This window comes from Brakhagea slesvicensis, from assembly GCF_052161625.1.
Taxonomy (GTDB): Bacteria; Planctomycetota; Planctomycetia; order Pirellulales; family Pirellulaceae; genus JBKCUI01.
Genome location: NZ_CP197412.1, coordinates 2,534,941 through 2,557,420, shown reverse-complemented (window position 1 = coordinate 2,557,420; position 22,480 = coordinate 2,534,941). Strand labels below are relative to the sequence as shown.

The 22,480-nt window shown below is 51.3% G+C and carries 7 protein-coding genes and 1 pseudogene; 5 read left to right on the top strand and 3 right to left on the bottom strand.

Translation table 11 applies throughout. The features are described from left to right. The first annotated feature begins 24 nt into the window (after positions 1–24). Positions 25–4,191: an ankyrin repeat domain-containing protein gene (locus SH467x_RS09710; protein ID WP_482371071.1), complete on the top strand. Its 4,167-nt coding sequence runs from the start codon at positions 25–27 to the stop codon at positions 4,189–4,191. 181 nt (positions 4,192–4,372) lie between these two features. Here the strand turns inward: SH467x_RS09710 and SH467x_RS09705 are convergent, their stop codons facing one another. Beyond that, positions 4,373–5,842 carry a sulfatase family protein gene (locus SH467x_RS09705; RefSeq protein ID WP_482371070.1) on the bottom strand — a complete coding sequence of 490 codons (1,470 nt, stop codon included), beginning with the start codon at positions 5,840–5,842 and terminating at the stop codon, positions 4,373–4,375. A gap of 132 nt (positions 5,843–5,974) precedes the next feature. Between SH467x_RS09705 and SH467x_RS09700 the strand changes: the two genes are divergently transcribed. The 3 genes from SH467x_RS09700 to SH467x_RS09690 all read left to right on the top strand — a co-directional run bounded on the left by SH467x_RS09700 (position 5,975) and on the right by SH467x_RS09690 (position 8,223). After that, positions 5,975–6,394: a hypothetical protein gene (locus SH467x_RS09700; RefSeq protein ID WP_482371069.1), complete on the top strand. Its 420-nt coding sequence runs from the start codon at positions 5,975–5,977 to the stop codon at positions 6,392–6,394. Positions 6,395–6,718: 324 nt separating this feature from the next. Further along, entirely contained in the window at positions 6,719–7,720 is a 1,002-nt protein-coding gene (locus SH467x_RS09695) for a DUF1559 family PulG-like putative transporter (protein ID WP_482371068.1), read from the top strand. Positions 7,721–7,794: 74 nt separating this feature from the next. Beyond that, positions 7,795–8,223, top strand: coding sequence for an Ig-like domain-containing protein (locus SH467x_RS09690; RefSeq protein WP_482371067.1), 429 nt, complete (start codon positions 7,795–7,797; stop codon positions 8,221–8,223). A 2,383-nt stretch (positions 8,224–10,606) separates the two neighbouring features. Here the strand turns inward: SH467x_RS09690 and SH467x_RS09685 are convergent. Continuing rightward, positions 10,607–11,461 (bottom strand): annotated as a pseudogene (locus SH467x_RS09685) (serine/threonine-protein kinase); the annotation flags it as partial. Between the two features lie 142 nt (positions 11,462–11,603). Continuing rightward, complete coding sequence (locus SH467x_RS09680) at positions 11,604–12,191, bottom strand: sigma-70 family RNA polymerase sigma factor (protein WP_482371066.1); 588 nt, start codon at positions 12,189–12,191, stop codon at positions 11,604–11,606. A gap of 696 nt (positions 12,192–12,887) precedes the next feature. Here SH467x_RS09680 and SH467x_RS09675 point away from each other — a divergent pair. Then, the gene (locus SH467x_RS09675) at positions 12,888–22,451 is read left to right on the top strand and encodes a Calx-beta domain-containing protein (RefSeq protein WP_482371065.1); all 9,564 of its coding nucleotides are present in this window, start codon (positions 12,888–12,890) and stop codon (positions 22,449–22,451) included. Positions 22,452–22,480: the final 29 nt, after the last annotated feature.

Below are 22,480 nucleotides of genomic sequence, written 5' to 3'. Positions count from 1 at the left end.
CTCGAATCGCTCAGGAGATAGACCTTGCCGCTCAATAACCCCAATTTCCAGCTCGATGTTTCCAAGGAACTGATCCGTCTTCAACAACAATTGCTTGAACTTCAAGACTTGGACGAACTGGAGAACGTCAGGTTTGACGATGGGTCGGGCACGTACGTGTATCCGCCACCTTCGCAGCGAGCACCCCTTTCTCAGGACCAATACGATGACTTGATGGAGGAGCATGCGGCAAGAAGACCGAAGACCGCGATTCCCCAGACGCAGCAGGCGATCACCAATCTGAGGCAACAGTCGTTGCAACAGTACAACCAGCTCAAGCAAGCTCTTCAGAACGATTTGCAAAGTACGGGCTACAACGGCCCCCCGATTCTCGATTTCGACGATAACTCTCTGAGGATTGAAATCGGTTGTGGATTCAAAGAGTTTCTCGACCGATTCGCCACCGCCATGCCCGTCGTGCGACAGACAGTCGCGACGGATCCCAATGACGAGCGACCGCTCCAAGACATCTTCCGAGAGTACGCGACGCCGAGGGTTATGAAAGAGTATGAGGACGCGTTTCGAGATTCGCTTCAAGAGCAACGCGACTTGGGCGATCAAGCGTACAACGACCCACAGAATCCAATCGATCTGCAAGGTGCCACAACCGGCGAAGATGTCGTCACCGCTGTGTTCGGCGGAAATACGTCACAGCCTGGAATCTGCTTGGATGATAACCACGGATCGCCTCAAGGACCCGAGTTCTTGACCGAGAACATGGACGCGATGCAACAGTCCGGCGTAACGACATTGTTCATCGAACACTTTTGGCAAGAACAGCAGCAGATGCTAGACGACTACTTGAGCGGTCTGCCGATGGATCCGGTTTTGGACAAAGCCATTTCCAAACTTGACAAACCCTTCACCGATAAGACCCCAAACCACAAACCGCTTCGAACGATGCTCGATGAGGCGAAAGCGAAGAACATTCGCGTGGTGGGGCTCGATAGCTACCAAGCCAAAGCGACGCAGCGCCATCCCTTGACCGAAGACCGTCGTGTCGCGGCCTTCAACGATACCGCGGCGAAGGTGGTTCAGAGGGAGAAAGGCAACGGCAAGTTCCTACTCTTGGCCGGCAGTGCTCACAACAATACAGACGAGGGAGGCTTTCCCGGTCTTGGCCAGATGCTGGGCATTCCAGCTCTGAAGATCGACAAGGATTCGGGCGAGATTGTCGTGAGTAAGGAAAGCAACCCGCGCAAGATGCGAACCGAGTCGGAGCAGGCGTATTACGAAGCGTTCATGGATGCTGTCTTCAAGGCGAATCCAGATTCGTTCAAGGGAGACGGTAACGCCGTGAAAAGCCGTTGCGAAAACATTCGCAAAGCGGCTGACAAGCTGACTCGAAAGATCGGACCCATGCTGGGGGCGATCGATCCCGCCAAGGCGATTCAGCTGGCAGAGGAGGCTGCAGATCGGGTCTCGGACCAAATCCGCAATGGAGCGGCCGCGTTGGGAGGGACCGATGCCGACGCCGCGATTCTCACTGCCGCAGAAGGGCCTGCCGAATACATCGATGCGGTCAAGCAGCTGAAAGAAGCCATTGAATCGGGGAGGGGAGATGAGGTTCTTCGAATCGTGCAGTCGATTCCCGATGACCGGATTCTCTTGGAATCGATCTCAAAATTCGGGACGATCACTCTACCCGAGGGAACGAGTTTGCTGCACGCAGCCGCCCAGGGCAAGAACCCGAACTTGGCGAAAGAGTTGCTAGCACGGGGCATGAAGCCCGACCATCGCAACGCGGACGGGAATACGGCCATGCACTTGGCCGCGTCGAACATGGCGTCGAACGCCCATCGTTTGTTCGAGGACGTTTTTACGCAACTGGTCGACGCCGGCGCGACGATCAACTTAGAGAACCAACGCGGGGACACGCCTGTCCATTTGCTTCGGAATTTGCAGTACACCACTTCGAAGAGCAACGAGAATTCTGGGCCTCTCAAGAGCATGGAAACGCTTTTGACCAAACTCTCTCAGGATCCGACGTTTGCTGCTGCCAAAGCGTGTAGACCAGGAAACCTTGAGCAACTCATCACCGCTTGCTACCACGGCGAGACCGCCGAGGTCAATCAATTGGCGCTGAATGATCCGATCCTCAATCAGAAGCTCCGCGGACGCGCCGCCATTCACGCCGCCGCGGAAGGTGGACATCTCAGTACACTCCAAGCCCTTGTGTCGAAGGGTGCGGACATCAAGATCAAGGGCCCCAGCGATCGGAACGTTCTTCATATTCAGTGCTCTGCGGGAATCGACGACGGACCTCTGGCAGCGTTTATCATCCAAACAATGGGAGCAAGCTCGTCGGAGCGGGATACGGACGGGCGAACGCCTTTGATGCTGGCAGCCGAGAATGGCCTGTCCGGCCCCGCGAGAGAGATGCTTGCCAGCCCTCACAAAGTTTTTTTCAACGCGGCCGATAACACCGGCATGACTCCGTTTATGTATTCGGTCCTGAAGAGCGACATCGGCGAAGGGAAGTGCGAACAGGAGTTTTACAGCGCCTTTCCCGAGCTTGATTCCGATGGCCCCGGCAAACCAGTGTCGGTCGTCCAGATGCTCAAGTGGATGACGAACGTCGACGATCCCGAGGCAATTCCCGACGAGCTTCTCGAGCAGATCTACCAAGAGTTGTACGACGATCCGGTGCTACGTCCGGTTCTGGAGGTGGCAGCCCGAAGCGGGTCTGGACCGCGAACGACCGACCCCAACCGCTTCGGCGAGTCGGCCCTCCGGATCAACGCTTCGAATGGTTCAGGCCCCGCCGGCGGTGGCGGTCAAGGCAATTACATGCCATTCGGGAACCGTTTGAATTTCGGTGCGAAGCAGAATCACGGCCAACCCCAAGGCAAAGGTTTTTGGCTCGATTCGGTGAAGGGAACTCTCATCCACGAGCTGACGCATCACGCCGCCGCGATCACCTATGACAACGATGCGATTCCTGTTCCCAAAGGGCAAGGAAACGGCCAGACCGATCCCCAAAAATCGCAGGCTTACGTCACCGCTTTTGAGGAGGATGTTCGAAACAATTCGCACCTCGCCATGACCGAAGAGGAACAACGGGTCGTCCTGTTGGTTTCCGCACGGCTCACTACCTATCAAAAGGAACTGCAGCTTCCCGGCCGGCTGTTGTCAGGTGGTGAAAACATGCAGGTTGAATTGATCGTTGGGATCAGCCAAGCCATCGCCGAGCTGGGGCTACCTCTCGTTCAAAAAATGTATCCGAAATTGTCGAAGCATTACATGGATGTCTTCGCCATGGACGTGGAGGATCGCTGCACCGAAAACGACCTCCACTCGCCCGATCTCGATGACAATCTTGGAGTGAAGAATCGATCGATCGCCAACTCCCCAGACAAGCTGTTCGCGTCCCCAAAGGTCTACAACGCCGATAAGATTTGGGAGTTTATCGAAAAGGAATTCACGTTCGCGAAAGGAGTTCTTTCACCGAGTTTCCAAACAAGCTCCCAAGATGGCGTACCGGTTTGGAACTTGAGCTGTTTGCAGCTCGACACTGCGGACAAAAACCTCCTCGAGAGACTCAAGCCTCTCGTTACGAAGATGCTTGAAAAGGAGCTGAGCAACTCGGATCTTCCCCCTCAATTCGCGACCGACCGAATCCGTGAACTGGTGAGAACCGTCTCCGAAGAATGTCAAAAGTTTGACACGAACTCGGATCCCAAGACCGAAGGAAAGAAACTGCTGACCAGCCTCAAGCAAGCGACCGACACATTTACCACAAACGCTTCCCAGGACTTCGAGCAAGACTATCTGGCATCGACTCGCCAGAGACTCGCTCGCATGACGACCAAGGATTACACTCTCTCGGCTCGCGATATCGCAGAACTCACTGTTGTCCGGGCTTCCGATACCGCGAACCAACTGGCGTCTATGAACGATGCTGTCAGCATCAATCCCAAAAAGCTTTCGCAGATCATCGACTTCCTCGAATCGAAACTCGCCGAGTTGATGAAGACAGACGAGAATCTAAGGAAGTCGCCAGAAAAGTACATCGATAAGTACGTACAAGCTCTCGTGAAAGACAAAGACTTCTTCGTCAAGAAAAAGGGCAAGGCCAGCGGCCACGTATCCGCTAAAGTCTCCGGGGTGAAGAGTCTCTGGAAGAGTAAACTCCGAAAGATCAAGGTGTAAGCGGCGTTCCGGCGCAATCGAGGATGGTTCGCTTCAACATCGCGCTGCCATTTGAAGCCGATGTTTGTGGCAAGAAGATGGGGGCAAGAACATGAAGACAAAAATATATTCTTGCCCCCATTTTCTTGCCAGCAATATGCTTTCACCGCACGCGACCAACATCCACTCCTAGCAGACCATCTCATGGCTTGACCCAAGGTGCTCGTGCGTTCTGAGTGATTTCGGCATCGATCTCCTCCAACCGGGCTCGGAGTCGGCTCACAATCTCAGGCTGCAATTTCGCTTGATTGGATTTTTCACCAAGATCGTTCGCGAGATCAAAGAGCAAGATCTGCGGCGTTTGTGCTTTCTTATCTGAATTTGGCGTCTGTTTTGCCTTTTGGTTCGGTGCGGCAGGTTTCTTCACTAGCAGTTTCCAATCACCCTGGCGAATCCCCTCCACCTCGCCTTGAGCGGTGTAGTAGACGAATTCTTCGCGAGGTGACTGAGTATCAGTCCCCATCCATAGACCCGAGACATCCATACCATCGATCTTGCGATCACTTGGCAAGGGAGTTCCGATGATCGCGGCGATGGTTGGAAGCATATCGATAGTTCCTAATAGTTCATCGCATACCGTTCCAGCCGGGATGCCAGGCCCACGGATCAGACACGGAACTCGCTGCCCACCTTCAAACGTCGTCCCTTTGCCATCGCGCAGAGGGCCGGCAGATCCGCCATGATGCTTGAAGGGGAGCCAGGGACCGTTGTCGCTAGTGAAGATGACGAAGGTATTTTCCGACACGCCCGTCTCATCGAGCGTCTGAAGCAATCGGCCAATTTCCGTATCGATATGTTCGATCGTGTTGATATACGCTCGCTTGGGGTCGGGATCTCGGACATCATCGGGAACATAAAGAGGGATATGAGGCATGGAGTGAGGCAGATAGACAAAGAAAGGGCGATCGCGGTTGGCCTTCACAAAGTCGATCGCTTTTTGGGTGTAACGTCGAGTGACAGTGCGCTGATCAACTGGCAGTTCGACGATCTTCTCATTCTCGAAAAGGGGTGTCTTCCACTTTGTGAGCGTCGATTCAGGATCGGTCCACAACGCATCCATGCCGCCGGCCCCACCCTCTGGCTTGGCTTTATTGTCTGGATAGTTCATGTCGTTCGAATAGGGAATTCCAAAATACGTATCGAAGCCTTGCGCGGTCGGCAACACCTCCGGATGGTGACCAAGGTGCCATTTGCCGAAGCATGCTGTAGCGTAGCCCTGAGTCTTGAGGTGGTCAGCAATCGTGTGTTCCGTCGGGTTCAGTCCCTTGGTCGACGTAGGAAACAGCACATGCAGATGCATTCCGACTCGCTTCGGATAGCACGCAGTTAACAACGCTGCTCGCGAAGGGGTGCAAACAGGCGATGCAACCATAAAATTGGTGAACCTGCGCCCTTGTTCGGCCAACCGATCAAGATTGGGTGTGCGAATCGTCTGGGAGCCGAAACAACCGAGATCACCGTAGCCCAAATCGTCTGCAAAGACGAGCACAATATTGGGGAGTTTGGCTTCAGCGGCCTGGGTTCGGCACAAAATGACCGTTAGGGAAGCGATCATCACGAGGGACAGAGCTTGGCGAACCCACCAAGCACGTCCGAGAGAATTAGGAGTCATGGACTTGGCTCTAATTAAAAACGTTTCACGGAACCTCGATATTTGGAACGATACCTTCGTCGATATTGTAATCGCTTCTGTATCCTAAATGGCCGACGTCCATTGCCCCCTTCGCCCCGTGTCAGATCACTCATGACGAGAACAGTACTGCCATTTTCGGATCCGATTCAAGCTCTTCCCTACTTCGCACAAACGCTTCTCGCATGCCGATTTCTGCGTCGCGTGACACTGTCACTGTTCGTGGGAAATGAGAAGCCTAGAGGGTGGGAGTTGGCTCGATTCGATCGCGACCAGTTTCGCCAGGAAGATGATCAATGGATTTTGGTCGCCAAAGTCCCTCTCTTTACGAGCAAAGGAGAGTTTTGTGTGAATCTGACACTTGGAGGCAGGGACGATGGATTCTGGCCAGCTATCAATCCTGTTCCAACCCCATCCGCCTTCGAATGGAGCAATTGGCATCGCACCAACAAGTCGAGGGATGAATCCGTGGATACCTCTTCGCTCATGTTTCGATTCCGATTCGAAAAGCAGATGGAGACACCGGACCAATAAAACACTTCGGTTGCACAAAGCATGAAGCGCTATTCGCTCGGACCGCACGGAAAACACGCCGGTCCATACGCGCAACGCTCCCTATGCGCGTTTTAACACCCAGTCTTCGATATGTGTCAAATGCGTCAGAGAATGCTGGCGATCGCTGAACGCAAGCATTGGTGGCTGTGCGCAAAAAAACTATTACCCATGAAGACTCCGCCAAGACGCACGCGGAACCAACCGTAGAGAATAGGGCAGATTCGGAATTTCCGAGCCTTCGTCCTCGTCGATGTAACGAGCGAATTTTTATGAAATACTGGTTTATTAGATCCCAGGTGCATAATGAAGAAATCTTCGGGCTTTACTTTGGTTGAACTGCTGGTAGTGATTTCCATCATCGGCGTATTGGTCGGTTTGCTGCTGCCGGCCGTGCAAGCGGCTCGGGAGGCGGCGCGTCGGATGCAATGCTCCAACAATCTGAAGCAGCTGGGACTCGCGTTTCACAATCGCGAATCCGCCATGCGCAAGCTTCCTGCCGGCTATTACGATTCCCTTCCAGGCGGTACGTCCGCTTCGGCACCTGAGAATCAAAACCCCGATTGGGGATGGGCGGTCATGTTGATGCCTTACATGGAACAAGGCAATGTCTACCAAGCACTGGGGGTCGATCGCTTCAAACTGCAAGAGATCATCATCGGTTGTTCTGGCATTCCGGGGAGCGCGCCAATTCCTGCGTATCCGACCCAATTCCAAGACTTCGTTCGAGCCACCAGCACTCCATTGCCGAGCTTCATTTGCCCGAGCGGCGCAGAGCAAGTCAGCATCATGACAACCTTTAGCGATCCCGTCTCCCAGATGTACAACCGAAACGAAGGGATCGGCCGATCCAACTATATCGCTTGCATCGGTGTGACCACCAATGGTGGTGCATTGCAGGGAGATACCGGCGGAGTGTGTGGATACAAAGATGAAAAAGGTTTTAGGAACATCACCGATGGAACCAGTAACACCATCCTCGCGGGAGAACGAGCAGTAAAGATTGCCACCAACGATCAAGTGACTTGGCTCGGCACACCGAAGTCGATCGGCAACGGGGCGCACGCGAAGCGCGTGATGGGATCCGCACAATATGTGATCAACCCTGTCCCTACACAAACCCAAGCCACGGTGTTCTCCTTCAGCAGCTTGCATCCAGGTGGAGCGAATTTTGTCCTGGCAGATGGATCCGTTCACTTCATCAGCGATACGATCGAATTCAAGTGGCACGCAACCAATCGAAGCCAATGGGGTGTCTTCCAAAAGCTGGCTCACCGAGAAGACGGCTATCCCACCGAAGGCTTCTAAACCGACGCGCGTGGGTCCCCCCATCGCCGATCCATCTCGTTTCTATTCGCATTTGTTTAACCCGGAGAATTCTCTTGTTTCGTTCAGCCTCATTCGCCTTATCGTGTTGTGCGTTGCTTCTGATTGGAGGGCTCTCCGGATGCGGTAACAAAATTCCTACGGCTTCGGTTACAGGAACCATTACGATCAACGGAAAACCAGTCGAAGGAATCGAAGTGCAGTTCGTCCCCGAAGCCAAGGTCAGACCATCTATTGGGATGACCGACTCGCAAGGGCGTTACCGCGCGGAGTTTCTCACAACGCAATCAGGCGTCGTCTTAGGTCCCTGTGTTGTTCAGCTATCGATCTATCGAGGCGAGTCGATGAAAAACTACTTGCCCAAGAAATTTAACGAGGATGCAGCGAGCAACCCCGAGTTCAATTTGAACGTCGTCGAAGGGGGCATCACGTTCGACTACGACATCAAGTACGACGGAGAGATTCCGCCCTTCGTTCCGATGTAGTGAACTGGATAACCTAAGAAGCCGAGGCTCACTCGGCTTGCTCTCGAACGTCACGAGCCCCCTGTGGGTGGATGAACTTCAATTAGGGTAGTTGATAGATCCGAAAAGTTGATTCCAGGACGAACGGTTCATATTCCCGAATCTCCAAAGTGAACACAAGCCGGGAGTCGGCAGAAATTTCACATTTCGATCGTGAATGGTTATAAGAGCGATCTAGATTCGGCACGGAGGCCAAGGTGCCAAAAACAAGATTGTCGCGAGGGTCGCATACAGTCAAGCTACCATGACCACTGACAGAGAACCCGACTCTTCCGTCTCGGTCTTGTGTATAGGAAGTGACTTTATCTCGGGTCATTCGAAGTGATTTCAACGTCGTTAGATTTGAAGCATCAGACCATCGTACTTCTCCGTTTGCGTGTCCGCTTACGAGTAATCCGCTTCCCCCATCGTAGAACAGACTTACTGCTTGACCAACGCCGTATCTTCCCAAAGAACCCAACGTGGGGACAGAGTAAATATGAACTCCTTCTGCATGCCCGACTGCAGCGACTTTACTTGCGTTCTCGAAAAAACGTAGTGCGTAATTGTGACCTGGTAATTCTGCACGCACCACTTCTCGGCCATTTTTCAAATCCATCAGGTTGAGCATATTGCTATCTGTACGAAATAAAACTTTTCCGTCGCGAACTTGAAGCGAGTTCTCAAATCCTGAATGTGGGTACTGTCCAAGCATTTGGGGGGTATACTCCCCGCTTTCGTTGCGAGAGATTTGATGGAGCGATCCATCTCGGAAACCACATACGATGCAATCAGAACCCGGATCGACAGCTACTTCAATGAGCGGGCTTCCTGTCGCTTCCATGATAATACGTTTCCCCCCGATCTCCGACGGAGTTAATGTTACGTCACCCACTTGGGGGAGGCTTCTGTTCGGAAAGAGATTCAAGCTTCCATCACTCCATCCAACTAGCAAAGAGTCTCTCCAGAATGTCGCTGCTGTTATGACGAGATCACCACGGACCAATCCGATCTCGTTGTGAGGTTTCCATTTCACCAAACGGCCTGCATCGTCCGCGCAGAGCAAATGGTCTTTGTGCCAACGAACTGAGGTAACATTACCCGACAGGAGTCGCCGAACCTTGTATGGCCGTATGGTCTGTAAGCTGTTTGAGTCCAAATCGTCGGGAATTTGCCAAACCGCGACCTCGCCAATCGAACTTCCTGCAGCAGCCCATCGCCCATCTTCGGATATCGAAACGGAGCGTGCTCTCCAGCCAGCATCCTGGAGTCTCGCGATACTCTTCCCCTCCCTCAGTTCGATCAGCTGGCATTCGTCATCATCTGCAAGTGCGACCAAAAGCATTTCCCCGAAAGCCTGGAGAGCAAATGCCTCGACATGAAAGCCTAAAGAGAGTTGTCGCGTGCCTCCCTCGCGATCCTGCAATGTCAGCTGGCCATGATCGCTGTGAACTACGACTTCGTTCTTGCTGGTCCAACTCAAGGACCGCGCTCGTCGGCGGGAGGTTATGGATGATTTAGCACCGGTTCGGTTCAGGGGAATGATCTGAATATTCTCGTATCGAAATCCGACTGCCAGAAAGTCGCCCTGATCAGAATAGGCTAGAGATTCGACCCTAGCATCTTGTTCCGCCTCGAGTCTTTTGAACCGTCCTGATTCGAGATCTATCTGTACTGGAGCATTGAGGGATCCTGCTTTGGAATCCTGTCCACCTGCAACCAGAAACTTTCCGTCAGGGCTTGCTGCAATCGCATGGATCTCGGAAAGCGGCATTTCAATTCGTTGCTCAATGGTTCGCGTTTCCAAATCATAGAGACTAAGAGTCGAGCCTTGGCCACCGAACGCAACGCGTGACGAATTGGGAATGGGTGTCAATTCCCAGATGGGAACGGAGGCATCGCACAATACTTCGAACTGTTTCTTCAACTCTGCGTCCAACAAATACCACTCAGGATACTCGGGCGCACTGGGATGTGTCCTGCGTAACGCTGCTAGTTGTCGGGTTGCATCTGGTAAGTCGCCTTGCTCAAAACGGGTATAAGCGTTTTTGATTCCTGAGTTCCAAGCCAAATCGCGGTATTTGGCTTCTTGTTCTTCGGCGGCACTACGGGCTGCATCGCTCGCGTGACGAGCTTGGATGAGGTGCTCGTTCTGGGTCTGCAACTCTCTTCTGTGTCGGATGGTCAGAACCTGGATCGTTACCAATGAAAGAGATACCATAAGCAAAAACGAGGCGAGCACTTGATTCGCATAGCCCCATCTCGTCGCACGCTCGAAAAGGCTGGGGGTGCGTGTCTCGGTCGGGCGGTCTTCGAGAAAGTTCTCTAGATCGCGTTGCAGAGCGACTGCATTTGGGAATCGGTTTGCGGGGAGTTTCTGCAAGCATCGAACACAAATCGCATCAAGATCTAAGGGAATATCTCGGCGAAGCGATCTTGGATTAGGCATCTGCCCCCGGATTTCGATGGCTTTGAGCACGTTTCCTCCGCAACGACGTGGATGTGTACCCGTTAACAGTTCGAAAAGCAGCAAACCTAGCGAATAGATATCCACACCTGGACCTAGATTCGATTGATCACCTGCCAGTTGCTCGGGTGCCATGTAGTCCAGCGTGCCGATCATCATGCCAAACTGGCTCAGTTCGCTTCGGGAATCTTGCAGGCGAGCCAAACCGAAGTCGGTCAATCGTGGGACTGTAAACTTTGTTCCATCAGTCGCTGTCTGACGCTCTATCAGAACGTTGTCTGGCTTGATGTCACGGTGCAACACACCTTGTTGGTGCGAATGTTGGACAGCGCTCGCCAATTGCATAACGATCGAGGCTGCCTCGCAGATCGCATACGAAGGCTTGCCATCGGTCGAAGTCACTAACGTTTCTCCGTCAACCAATTCGGTCACAATGAAGCTAATGCCGTCGATTGTTCCCGCTTCGAGCACTCGCACAATACTCGGATGATTCAATCGCGCAGCGGCGAAGGCCTCCTGAATAAATCGTTGCGATAGGTTCGGTGCACTTCGTAGCTCTGGGTGAAGAGCTTTGATTGCTACAAAACGATCTGTGTTGGGATCCGTCGCTTTCCAAACAGCCCCAAAAGCACCATTGCCCAGTTTTTTGATGATGGAGAATCGCCCGAACTTCGGAGGCAACTCCCACACGATCACAGGTGGGACTGCTTCAGGGGATACGTTCTCAAAGGCACTGAAGGTGTCTACGAGCATGCGAATTGTCTTGGCCGATTGATTGTCAACAGATGCATGACCGTCAAGTGGGCCGAACAAGCCGTCCATGAGGGCTTGTTCGTATTCAAGAAGCCTTCGGATGTCAGAATCAATTGGGTCGGTAGATTCGGACTTTTGTGTATCAGCCATGCTCCAACCGGATCCTCAGCAACTTGATTGCATTATGCCATCGTCTCCACACGGTCGACAGGGGAATGTCTACTCTCGCGGAGATCTCTTCGAAGCTCAAGTGATCGATATAGCGCAGGAAAACAATTTCGCGGTCCAGGTCATCCAAGGAGGCAATGGCAGCGATCAAGGCTGCCGATTGCTCGTTGAGGACTGCTTGAGTTGATGGGCTTTGCAGTTTCGTCTCGAGGAGTCCCGATTTCCCCGATCGTTGCGCGCTTACCCGGCGTCGTTCGGCAAGGAGATGGCGACGAAGCCCGTCATTGAGGCGAGCTCGGAGGATTTCCACGAGCCATGACTGGAACTCCTGCGGCGATTGTCCGCGGAAGGCAGCAATTTTCATCGAGGCGGCGAGAAGGGTCTCCTGGACCAAATCGGAACCTGAAAAGCGTACACGAACCTTGGTCCCGATCCGGTCTTCGGCAATACGTGATAGAAGCGGGCGAAAGATCTCGAGCAACCGGCCAAGTTCCTGTTCGTCACCGGCTCGAATCGATCCAAGGAGTCGAGCAAATTCGCCATCCGATAGTGCCGCAGCCAAATTAATTCTCTCCTATATGCCAGTAAACGCCCCGAGCCGCATCTGGGACGCCCTTGAAGTCTAAGCGATCGATTTGCTCACTCACAAGTTTTTTAAATTTATTTCGAAACTTCCTTAAAGTTTTCGGAAAAAGTCAACCGCGACAACGACTGAGAAAGTGATGCCCAACGCTAGCGAACCCCTTCACCTTTTAGATAGACGCTTCGCCATGACTCCATTCGCTAACGACATGAACGACTTTCGGATGATGTTCAACGAGCCTTGCATTGGGGTGCGCGGAGGGGAGTCACGATTGAAGACACTTGGCTACGAGCAGTCGATCGGTTTGGCGTTCCGGCTGAATTGCCCTTCTTTGAAGACGCGAACAGGAGTTGCATCCTACGACGGCAACCATAAGGTTGCGACTCGATTGTCCGCGGTTTCTCGGGGTGGAGCAGCACCCTTCAGCGGGTGCTTTGTCCAACGCCGAACGCACCATACAGCCCCAACATGGGGCGTGTTTTTGTTCGGGGGCACGAGGGACTTTGGATTGCGGATGCTCTCCTTTCTCGCATATGTACGATCAATACAAAGTATGGCTTTGTAACCCCCTCCTGTCGCATCCACCACCAAAAGCACAAGACCGCTGGACAACTCCCAACATTGGGTAGGCTCCACGGATTCGTAAAGCAATCGATAGAGTAAAGTCTAGAACAAATGAAAAAGCAATCCAGAAGACAATTAAACACTATGGACTTACGTCGTAACCGCCTTCGTCGCCTGGTTACAGAACCTCTTGAAAGTCGATGTCTATTGGCAACGCTACAACTTGTCTCCATGGCAGAGCCATCGCTGTATTCCGAAAGCGTTCCAGCAACAGTGAGCCCGCTCCCGACGAGATCATTAAGCGAGGACGGTAGGTATTCCGTTTTTGTTAGTTCCGCGACAAACCTTGTCCTCGACCAGCTTGATACGAACCAGGCGTCTGACGTATTCCTCCACGACCGCCAGACTGGCGAAACTCGCCTGGTAAGCCGAATGCACAATTCCTCCTCGACTGCCGCAAACAATGCGTCCAGCACGCCGAGCATCAGTGACGATGGTCGTTACGTTGTGTATCAAAGCACCGCGACCAATCTCGTTTCTGGCCAAGCCGATTTTAATGCGAATACGGATATTTTTGTCTACGATCGTGTTTTAGATGTCACTAGGCTTGTTAGCGGTGCAAGCGGTTCATCGACGAATACGGCCGCATCTGCCTCAAGTTCAGCAATCATTAGTGCAGATGGATCAACGATTGTTTTTAGCAGTCTTGCGACCAACTTGATTTCTGGTGTCGCGGATGCAAACGGCGGTGCAGATTTGTTCGCTTACGACGTAATAGCGAGATCCATTCGCCTCGTGAGCCGAAGTTCGAACTCGGATACGATAACTGCGAACTCGCCGTCAGATTCGCATAGCATCACTGCCGACGGAAAACGAATTGCCTATCGCAGTTCTGCAAGTAACCTAGTGACAGGACAAGTGGACACGAATGGAACGTCAGATGTCTTTCTATTTGACGGAATTACATCGACAACATCTCTAGTCAGCGGGATCGCAGGTTCTCCGACGAATACTGGAAACGGCATGTCGGACTCGCCGTCGATAAGTGGAAATGGTAGTTTTATTGCGTTTCGTAGTGCGGCAACCAATCTTGTCGCGGGCCAAGTCGACACAAACAGCACCGCGGATATATTTGTCTATGATGTAATGGCGGGTGCCCAGCGATTGGTCAGTGGGGTTAATGGTTCACTGACCCAGACTTCTAACAACGCATCGGAAACGCCCAGCATCAGCTACGATGGTAATATAATCGTATTCGCTTCGCGCGGAACAAATGTCTTTGGATCTACGTTCAACACCCAGGTTGACAACAATGGAACTCTGGATGTCTTTCTATTTGATCGTACCGCTGGTGCAGTCGAGATTGTTAGTCGTGTACTTGGCCAAACAAGAAGTACCGGAAACGGACTATCCTTTCGTCCTTCAGTGAATGCGTCGGGCCGTTTTGTTGCCTACGAAACTAGCGGAACAGACCCGTTTGGAACATTTCCCGGCGGCGGGAACAGCAACGCAAAGATTGCGGTATACGATCGCGTAACCAAAGCAAATTTGCTTGCCAGTGGGGCGGGCGGAACTAGCTCGCTTTCGGATGGTAATTCTACACTCCCTCAGATCAGCTCAGATGGATCCACAGTACTGTATCAGAGCTTAGCAAGCAACCTCAGCTCAATAACCCGCGACCGGGACGGAGCCGCAAGCGTCTATCAGTTTGCCGTAACGGATGGTTCTCCCACGATCATCAGTAAAGCCGTAACGCCGAGTTTTTCTGCAGGAGGTGTCAGTTCGATACCGACGGGCGTAAGCAACTCGGTTAGTACAGACGGACGATATCTTGTCTTTACAAGCACTGCGACGAATATAATTTCTGGCCAAACTGACAGCAATGGAATGTCAGATGTCTTTGTATTCGATCGTTTGACCGGTACTATGGAATTGCTAAGCCACATGCCTGGATCGGTAATGCAAACTATGCCAGGACAATCCTACAACCCCACCATCAGCGAGGATGGAAGATTCGTCGCATTTAAGAGCGATAATTCTGTTGCAGGAACATTCCACGGCATTGGAAATCTCTACCTGTATGACCGACTCCTTAAGACATCAAGGCTACTAAATGGCGCATTAGGATCGACAACGACACCCGCGAGCCAAGGCGGCTCAAATGCACAGTTTAGTTCTGACGGGAATTTGGTATTATTTACAAGCTCGGCGACCAATATTGTCTCAGGACTGAGTGGCGCATTTATTTTTGACAGAATCAATGGAGTTACGCAACAAATAGGCGGATCAATCGTGATTGAGAATCCTCGATTGAGCGCTGATGGTAAATTTGTAGTTTTCTCAAGCGCAAGCAATGCCATCGTCCCTGGGCAAGTCGATAACAATGCCTCCCAATCCGTTAACACAGATCTTTTCCTTTACGAAATATCCTCGAATTCTATCCAGTTAGTTAGCGGTATTGATGGATCGCAAACACAAACCGGCAATCGCAGCTCAATGAACGCGAGTATTAGTGGCGATGGTCGATATGTTGCTTATACGAGCACAAGCACTAATTTAGTAAGCGGACAAATCAGTTCGACAATCGCTGACCGTGTCTTTCTGTATGATCGGATTGCTGGTACAACCAAGTTGATCAGTCACACATCGACATCACCAGTTGACGGAGGCACTGGGGGATCTGACTCACCAGTAGTAAACCGTGACGGAACATACATAGTCTACCGAAGCTTCCTACAGAATATCGTTCCTGGCCAGGTTAGTAGCTACGGTGTTGGAAACATATTTTCCTACAATATCCTGAATGGTACGAACGAGCTAATTACCGGTATTGATGGATCTACCACAAATGCGGGCAATGGTTCTTCATCGACGGTGGATTTCAATCCAAGCGCTCCATCAGTTAGTCTGGACGGGCAACGAATCGCGTTTGTCAGCGCTGCAACAAACCTTGTAAACGGACAAATCGACGAGAATGGATCGCAAATAGATGTTTTTGTATACGATCGAACAAATCGCAAAACTGAAAGTGCGAGTTTGGGTGGAAACGGAAGATCCATTTCACCCATAATCAGCGGCGACGGTCGTACCGTCTATTTTTCGAGCTTAAGCACTAACTTCACTTCGCAAGACTACAACCTATCGAGCGATATATTTGTTTATGTAGATACTTCGAAGCCGACTGATATTTCTATCACCAATACAAGTATAGCGGAAAACGAGCAGGTAGGTTCACTAGTAGGGACATTTAGTGATCCTGCTGACGACGAGGGCATGGTTTATTCTCTCGTCGACGGTACGGGCGACGTAGACAATTCGTATTTTTCAATTAATGCATTTGGAAGACTCGCAACGGAAGCGATCTTCGACTTTGAAATTAAGAGCACCTACTCAATACGAGTGCGTGCAACGAACCAAGGAGGATTGTGGTTCGAGAAGGTGTTTGTCATCACAGTTTCCGATGTGAGCGAGGGTCCGACGGATATCGTTCTCTCATCCAATACGATTCTGGAGAATTCAATAGCAAACTCCCTCGTCGGGACATTAACCGCGACAGGTGCGAATCCGAGTGAAACGACGTTTGAAATCGTCTCTGAGACAATTCCAGATCCGAACTTTGTTCTCGACGGAAATCAGTTGCGAACAACGAGATCCTTTGACTATGAATCCAACAATGTCTTCACCGTAAGTGTAAGGGCTATTTCTGCGTGGTCAAGCATCACACGTCCGTTCCTCGTCCATGTGACGCCAGTCAATGAGTTTGACCCGCAATTGACTTCCCAACTTACTTACAGCATCCCAGAGAATTCGATCTTTGTTACAAACTTGACTGGAGGCGATGCCGATCTACCGAATCCTAACTTGATGTACAGTATCGTGGGTGGACCCGATGCCGCTCGATTTGCGATCGCAACAGGCAGCACTCTATCGTTTTTTACAGCTCCCAATTTTGAGGCCCCCATCGATGCAGATGGGAACAACGTCTATGTGGTACAGATTGCCATCAGTGATGGCACGCGTTCACAAACCCATGAGTTGTCGATTACGGTTACCGACAGAAACGACGCACCTACCGGATTGACGCTCAGCAATTCGACGATTAGCGAGAACCTCCCAGCCGGATCGGTTATTGGAGTGTTCAATGCTAATGACGAAGATGGCCCGCTCCCGCTTAGCTATCAATTATTGCTAGTTGGACCGAACGACAACAACTCATTTACTATTGTTGGCAATCAGTTGGTATCGGCGCGAGAGTTCGATTTCGAGAATCTCGCGGACCGAGAGCTAGTCGTCCAAGTGGCTGCGAGCGATGGACTGCTCATGGCCAGTCATCCCTCACAATTCATTATCAGCGTATCCGATTCCCCAGATCGTCCCATTGCGGAGAATCTAACTTTATCAACGCTACGAAACCAACCTACTCTCATCATGCTTGCAGCTTCGGGGGCTGGTCCGCTTTCGTACACGATTGTCGATGCCCCTAATCATGGAACGCTCAGCGGAACAGTACCAAATTTAACGTACACGCCGCACAATGGTTTCGTCGGAAATGATGAGTTCTACTTTTCAGTAAATGATGGGGCCCTCACCTCTTACGAAGCCAGGGTGGCGATTGCAGTTATCGGAACGAAACCGACGATTCAGTTTGCAGCTAACACGAGCAGCGTTAGCGAAGCGGTCGGTGCAATTGACCTTACCATAGCGATTTCCGAGCCAGCGGATGTTGATTTGTGGATTCCAATCAGCGTGAATGGAACAGGTTCGACAGCCACGGCCGGATCGGACTTTGTTCTACCCACGGCGTCCGTACTTGTGCCCGCAGGCCAAACTCTCGCAACGATGCGAGTCCATATTGTCGACGACACAATGTTCGAGACGACCGAAACGGTTGCGGTGGAGTTGGGTGAGTCTTCGGAATACTACTTGGGTACGACAAGTACCCACACCTTGTCCATTCAAGACAATGAGACACAGCCGACATTGACTCTCAACCGGACTTCGCTCGTCGTTGAAGAGTCAACCCAAAAAACCGGTACAACCTTGCAACTATCCCGGCCAAGCTCTGCTCCGACGACCATTGGGTTGACTGTCGGCGGTAGTGCACTTGCGGGCAGCGATTTCCAAAATGACATCCCTACCACCGTCACCATTCCTGCCGGTGCGACGACAGTGTTCGTTCCGATTACATTGCAACAAGACGCATCGGTCGAACCCAACGAGTCGGTGGTATTGGTCTTTGCTGAGGGCACAGACCTTTGGGCTGCGGGAACAACCGCCGCCAATCGTACTTTCACGTTGACAATCACTGACGACGATACGCCGATTGTCGGCGTTACCGTCGGTACCGCCGCTTTAGGGGAGAGCCACGGAACTTTCGCGTTGACCGCGACCTTGTCGAAGCCTTCTAGTGGAATTCTGCGAGTCCCGGTTACTGCTACTGGCACTGCGAATCGGGGTGGTTCGAATCCAGACTACTTCTTACCCAGTAATGCGGAGTTCGTTTTTAATAATAGCGACACAGCCACGCTAGCTGTTACCATTGTCAACGATAACATTGTCGAGCCACGAGAGCAGTTTACCATCCAACTGCTGTCCGGTGACGGATACAAGCTTGGCTCTGTATCTCGGAGCAACTTCCACATTGGCGACGACGACAAGGCGAGGATCAGTTTTGACGTAGCGCAATTTGATCGTTTTGAAGGGACTGGAAGCTTTACCATTACTGCGAGACTTGATCGCCCCCTCCCAGATGCGATAAGCGTACCTATTTCCATTTCGGGTGGGAACACTGTGGGCTATGCGTCTTCCAACGATTACGCATTCTCGTCGGCACCGTTTCAGTTCCCGGCAGGCGCTTTAGTTGCATCGCGTACGCTCTCGATCACAGAGGACTCGATCAATGAGCCGACGGAATTAGCTGTGATTGCGTTCGCAGCAAGCAACTTCTCTTCATCTTCCGTCGTTGCTGCTGGAACAAACACTTCCACTCGCATCCGGATCCTTGACAATGATCCCATTCTTAGTGTAGGTGCATCCAATAGTTCCGTCGTCGAAGGCACAAATGCCGTTTATACTTTTCGATTATCCGCTGCAACCAATGTCCCACTAGTAATACCATTCACACTTTCCGGAACGAGCAGAGCGAACATAAACCATGTCTCCCCTTCTGGTTCCAGTGTGACGATTCCTACGGGGCAAACTTCTGTCTCGATTGCTATCGCAACGATTAACAATAGTATAGCTAGTACGACTGCACCTACTTTAACATTATCAATCGGGAGCTTGACCACTGCGATCACGAGTTCCAGTGCCAAATCGGCGACGATTGCTATCAACGACAACGACATCGCGATTGTAGACTTTCCCGCAGGAGACAAGAAAGCCATTGCGAGAGTGTCGGAGGCACGTACCGGCAATTTACTTAACGGACTTCGCAATCGTACGATCAGTGTCCCTGTCAATCTCAGCAAGCCAGGTGACCGAGCTATCGATGTGACACTCTCCTTTTCCGGGAAGGCAGTTCGAAATACCGACTATAGAGTGCTGGGACTCACCAACGATAAGCTACGGATTCCAGCAGGCTCTACAAGTGCAACTTTTACAGTTGAAATCATCCACGACTCCAATTTTGAAGGTGATGAGGCGTTTACAGCAACCATACAAAGCGTTTCCGCTCCCGCAAAGCTTCCCGCAGGTACAAAACCTGCCAGGTCGTTCCTTATTATTGACGATGACAAAAAGGCGGTCACACAAACGAATCTTGCACTGAATTCTTCAAGTGTCCCAAAGACAATTTCGCACACACCAATTGCCCCTGCATCCACTGGAACTCTCGCGATCAGTACATCTCCAGTGATTCTGGATTTAGGTAGTTTTGGAAATCCGACTTCCCTGGTTATTAATGGCGGTATAGCTGAAATCAGGCCCGGGCAGATTGCCTTAGCAATTACAAACGGACCTATCGAAGGGGCGATAGCCTACTTCGATGCGAACTTCAACGGCGTGCTCGATGCGGACGAGCCGTTTAGCAGCACAGCCATCGATGGTTCTTTTGCCGTTTTCTTAGATGAATTTGATACGAATGAAAATGGTGTTATCGATCTCGAAGAAGGCCGTTTTGTCCAAGAAGGGGGTGTCGATATTTCCACGGGATTGGTCCGACGTATCGCGATGTCTGCTCCGATCGGTTTGTTGAATATCACTCCGATTACCACCCTGGTGGAAAGTCTCATTCGAACGCAATCGTTGAGTATTTCTGATGCAATCGACTTCGCGACCAACGCGTTAGGAGTGAAGGACTACAACATTACTTCCGGTAACTCCCTGTATCAAACGATAGCGAATGATCCTATTGCAGCGCGCGCGTACAGAGCACACGTCGAGCTACACTCAGCAGTCTTGGCTATATCACAGTACTTGGCTGGTATATCAGGACGCCAATTGAATACGATTGGGCAAGATATCTATGACGAGGTAGCCGATCTTGTTTCCACTCCTGATAGCCTTCTTGATTTGACCAGTGACGCCACGGTGGAGAGCCTACTCGGTGCGACGGTGATCAAGCATGCTATTGCTGGAGTGAATGACGAGCAAATCAGTTCGATCGCTGGTAGAATTGCTGCCGCTATCCAGGAAATGAATTCGCTGAACCTCGAAAGCTTCACGAACGGTAGTGCTTTTGTTCTGGCGTTGGATAAGGCAAAAATGGTCTTACAAGGCGAATTTTCTGATGCTTTATTCGATCTTGGTGCGGGAACTCGATCCCTCGCCTCGCTGACGGCAGACTACAGCGGACCTGCCTTGGTAAGCAAAATCGCCGCGGTGAACGCGACCGTCACCATTCCACCCGCCATCGGTATCAATAGTCTTTCCATTATTGAAGGAAATGGCGGTACTAGCGTGATGCGATTCTCCGTGGATGTCATCGGTGACCACAATTATCCAATTAGTGTTCAATACATGACCGTCGATGGTTCTGCACTTGCCGGCCAAGATTACACAGCGACTACCGGCACCCTAAGTTGGCCAGCAAATGACAATACAACTCGATATGTGGATGTGGTCATCCACGGAGATTTGCTGTTCGAATCAGACGAATCGCTCAACCTACTCTTAACCAACGCTAGCCAAGCAGTCATCCGCGTTGATGAAGGGACAGGATTTATTCTCAACGATGACGCTACGAGCTTTGCTACCAATAGCAGTGGAACAAGCAATGATCTACTGTATTTGCAAAGCCGGTCTAACGCTTCGTTGGTCTCCAACGGCGTCGAGGTCTTCAACGGTGATTTTGCGGAACCCTTGAGCTCCATAATCAACGGTGTCGCTGATAAAGCAGACCTTTTGGCTCTTGATTTCTCTGAGAACACCTATCGGGGCGATACCGTTGCCTTCCATGCCGGAAACAGTTCGGGAGTTGTCGATGGATTTTCCGCATTAGCTGGTACCTTCCAGACGATCGAAGTTTCTGTCATTGGCTTGGATAGTATCTTGGTAGGACTCGTGCCGGAAGAGATAGCGAATCGGACGCAAGTCACGACAACTGGAGTTGAGGAAGTAAATTTACTGGTGTCGGATACTACCCTGCTGACCATCGACCTCCCGTCCTGGGTCACCAGCGCGATATTGGAAGATGCCAATCCAAGTGAATCTGGTCGTATGCGTATGGTGAGCCCTTCTGGGCAGTTTGCACCGATCGAATTTAGGAATCCAGGAACTTTGGTCGTCCGCAGAGCTAGTTCAGCAACCCAGCTAACAACGAATAGTCTCGATGCGGATTTCACTGCAGAGCAAATCCGGATTGAAACCAACAACTCGGCTCCGACTACGATTGCTCTTTCGAGTAACTCCGTCGCAGAGAGTTTATCGGTGGGAAGTGTTGTAGGAACGTTCAGTACGACGGATCGCGATGCCGGGAATACATTCACTTACCAGCTTGTGGCTGGCGCCGGAGATACCGACAACGCCTCCTTCTTAGTGGAAGGAAACCAACTCAAAATAGGTATTCGTTCTGATTTCGAAACCAAATCCACTTACAGCGTCCGAATCCGATCCATCGACCAGGGATGCTTGTTCGTGGAAACAGCGTTCACAGTCACCGTTTTGGATGTACCTGAGATGGTCGGTACTCCGATCGTGGGTGACGGGACTGTACAGCGTTCGATGGTAAACAAGGTTCAGCTTGCTTTTGACAGCAATATCGATATCGCAGAAGGCGCTTTCACCTTGGTTCGGCGAGGTGCTGGAGGGGGAGCGGTGACGCTCAATTCACCAACTTTGGAACAGGTCGGTAACCAAACAATTGTGACTCTTACATTCGCTGGGTCGTTTACTCGTAACTCGATAGGAGCTCTGCTTGATGGATACTATCAATTGACGATTGATGGAAGCAAAATTACGCGGTCCGGACACCAACTTGACGTGAATAGTGACGGGATACTAGGCGACGTCTATCTCTTTGGCGATGACGAGACGGATGCCTTCTTCGCTTTATACGGCGACTCGAACGGAAATCGTGTTGTAGATGCGGTGGATTCTCTGCGATTTAGAAACACACTCAATAAACCTGTAACAAATCTGGAAGGAGCCCTATTCGATTATAACTTCAACAATTTTATCGACGCAGTAGACTCATTGCGATTCCGAAACAATCTAAACAAACCATTGCAATTCTAAAATCAATTTACAGTACCTGGACTGAAAAC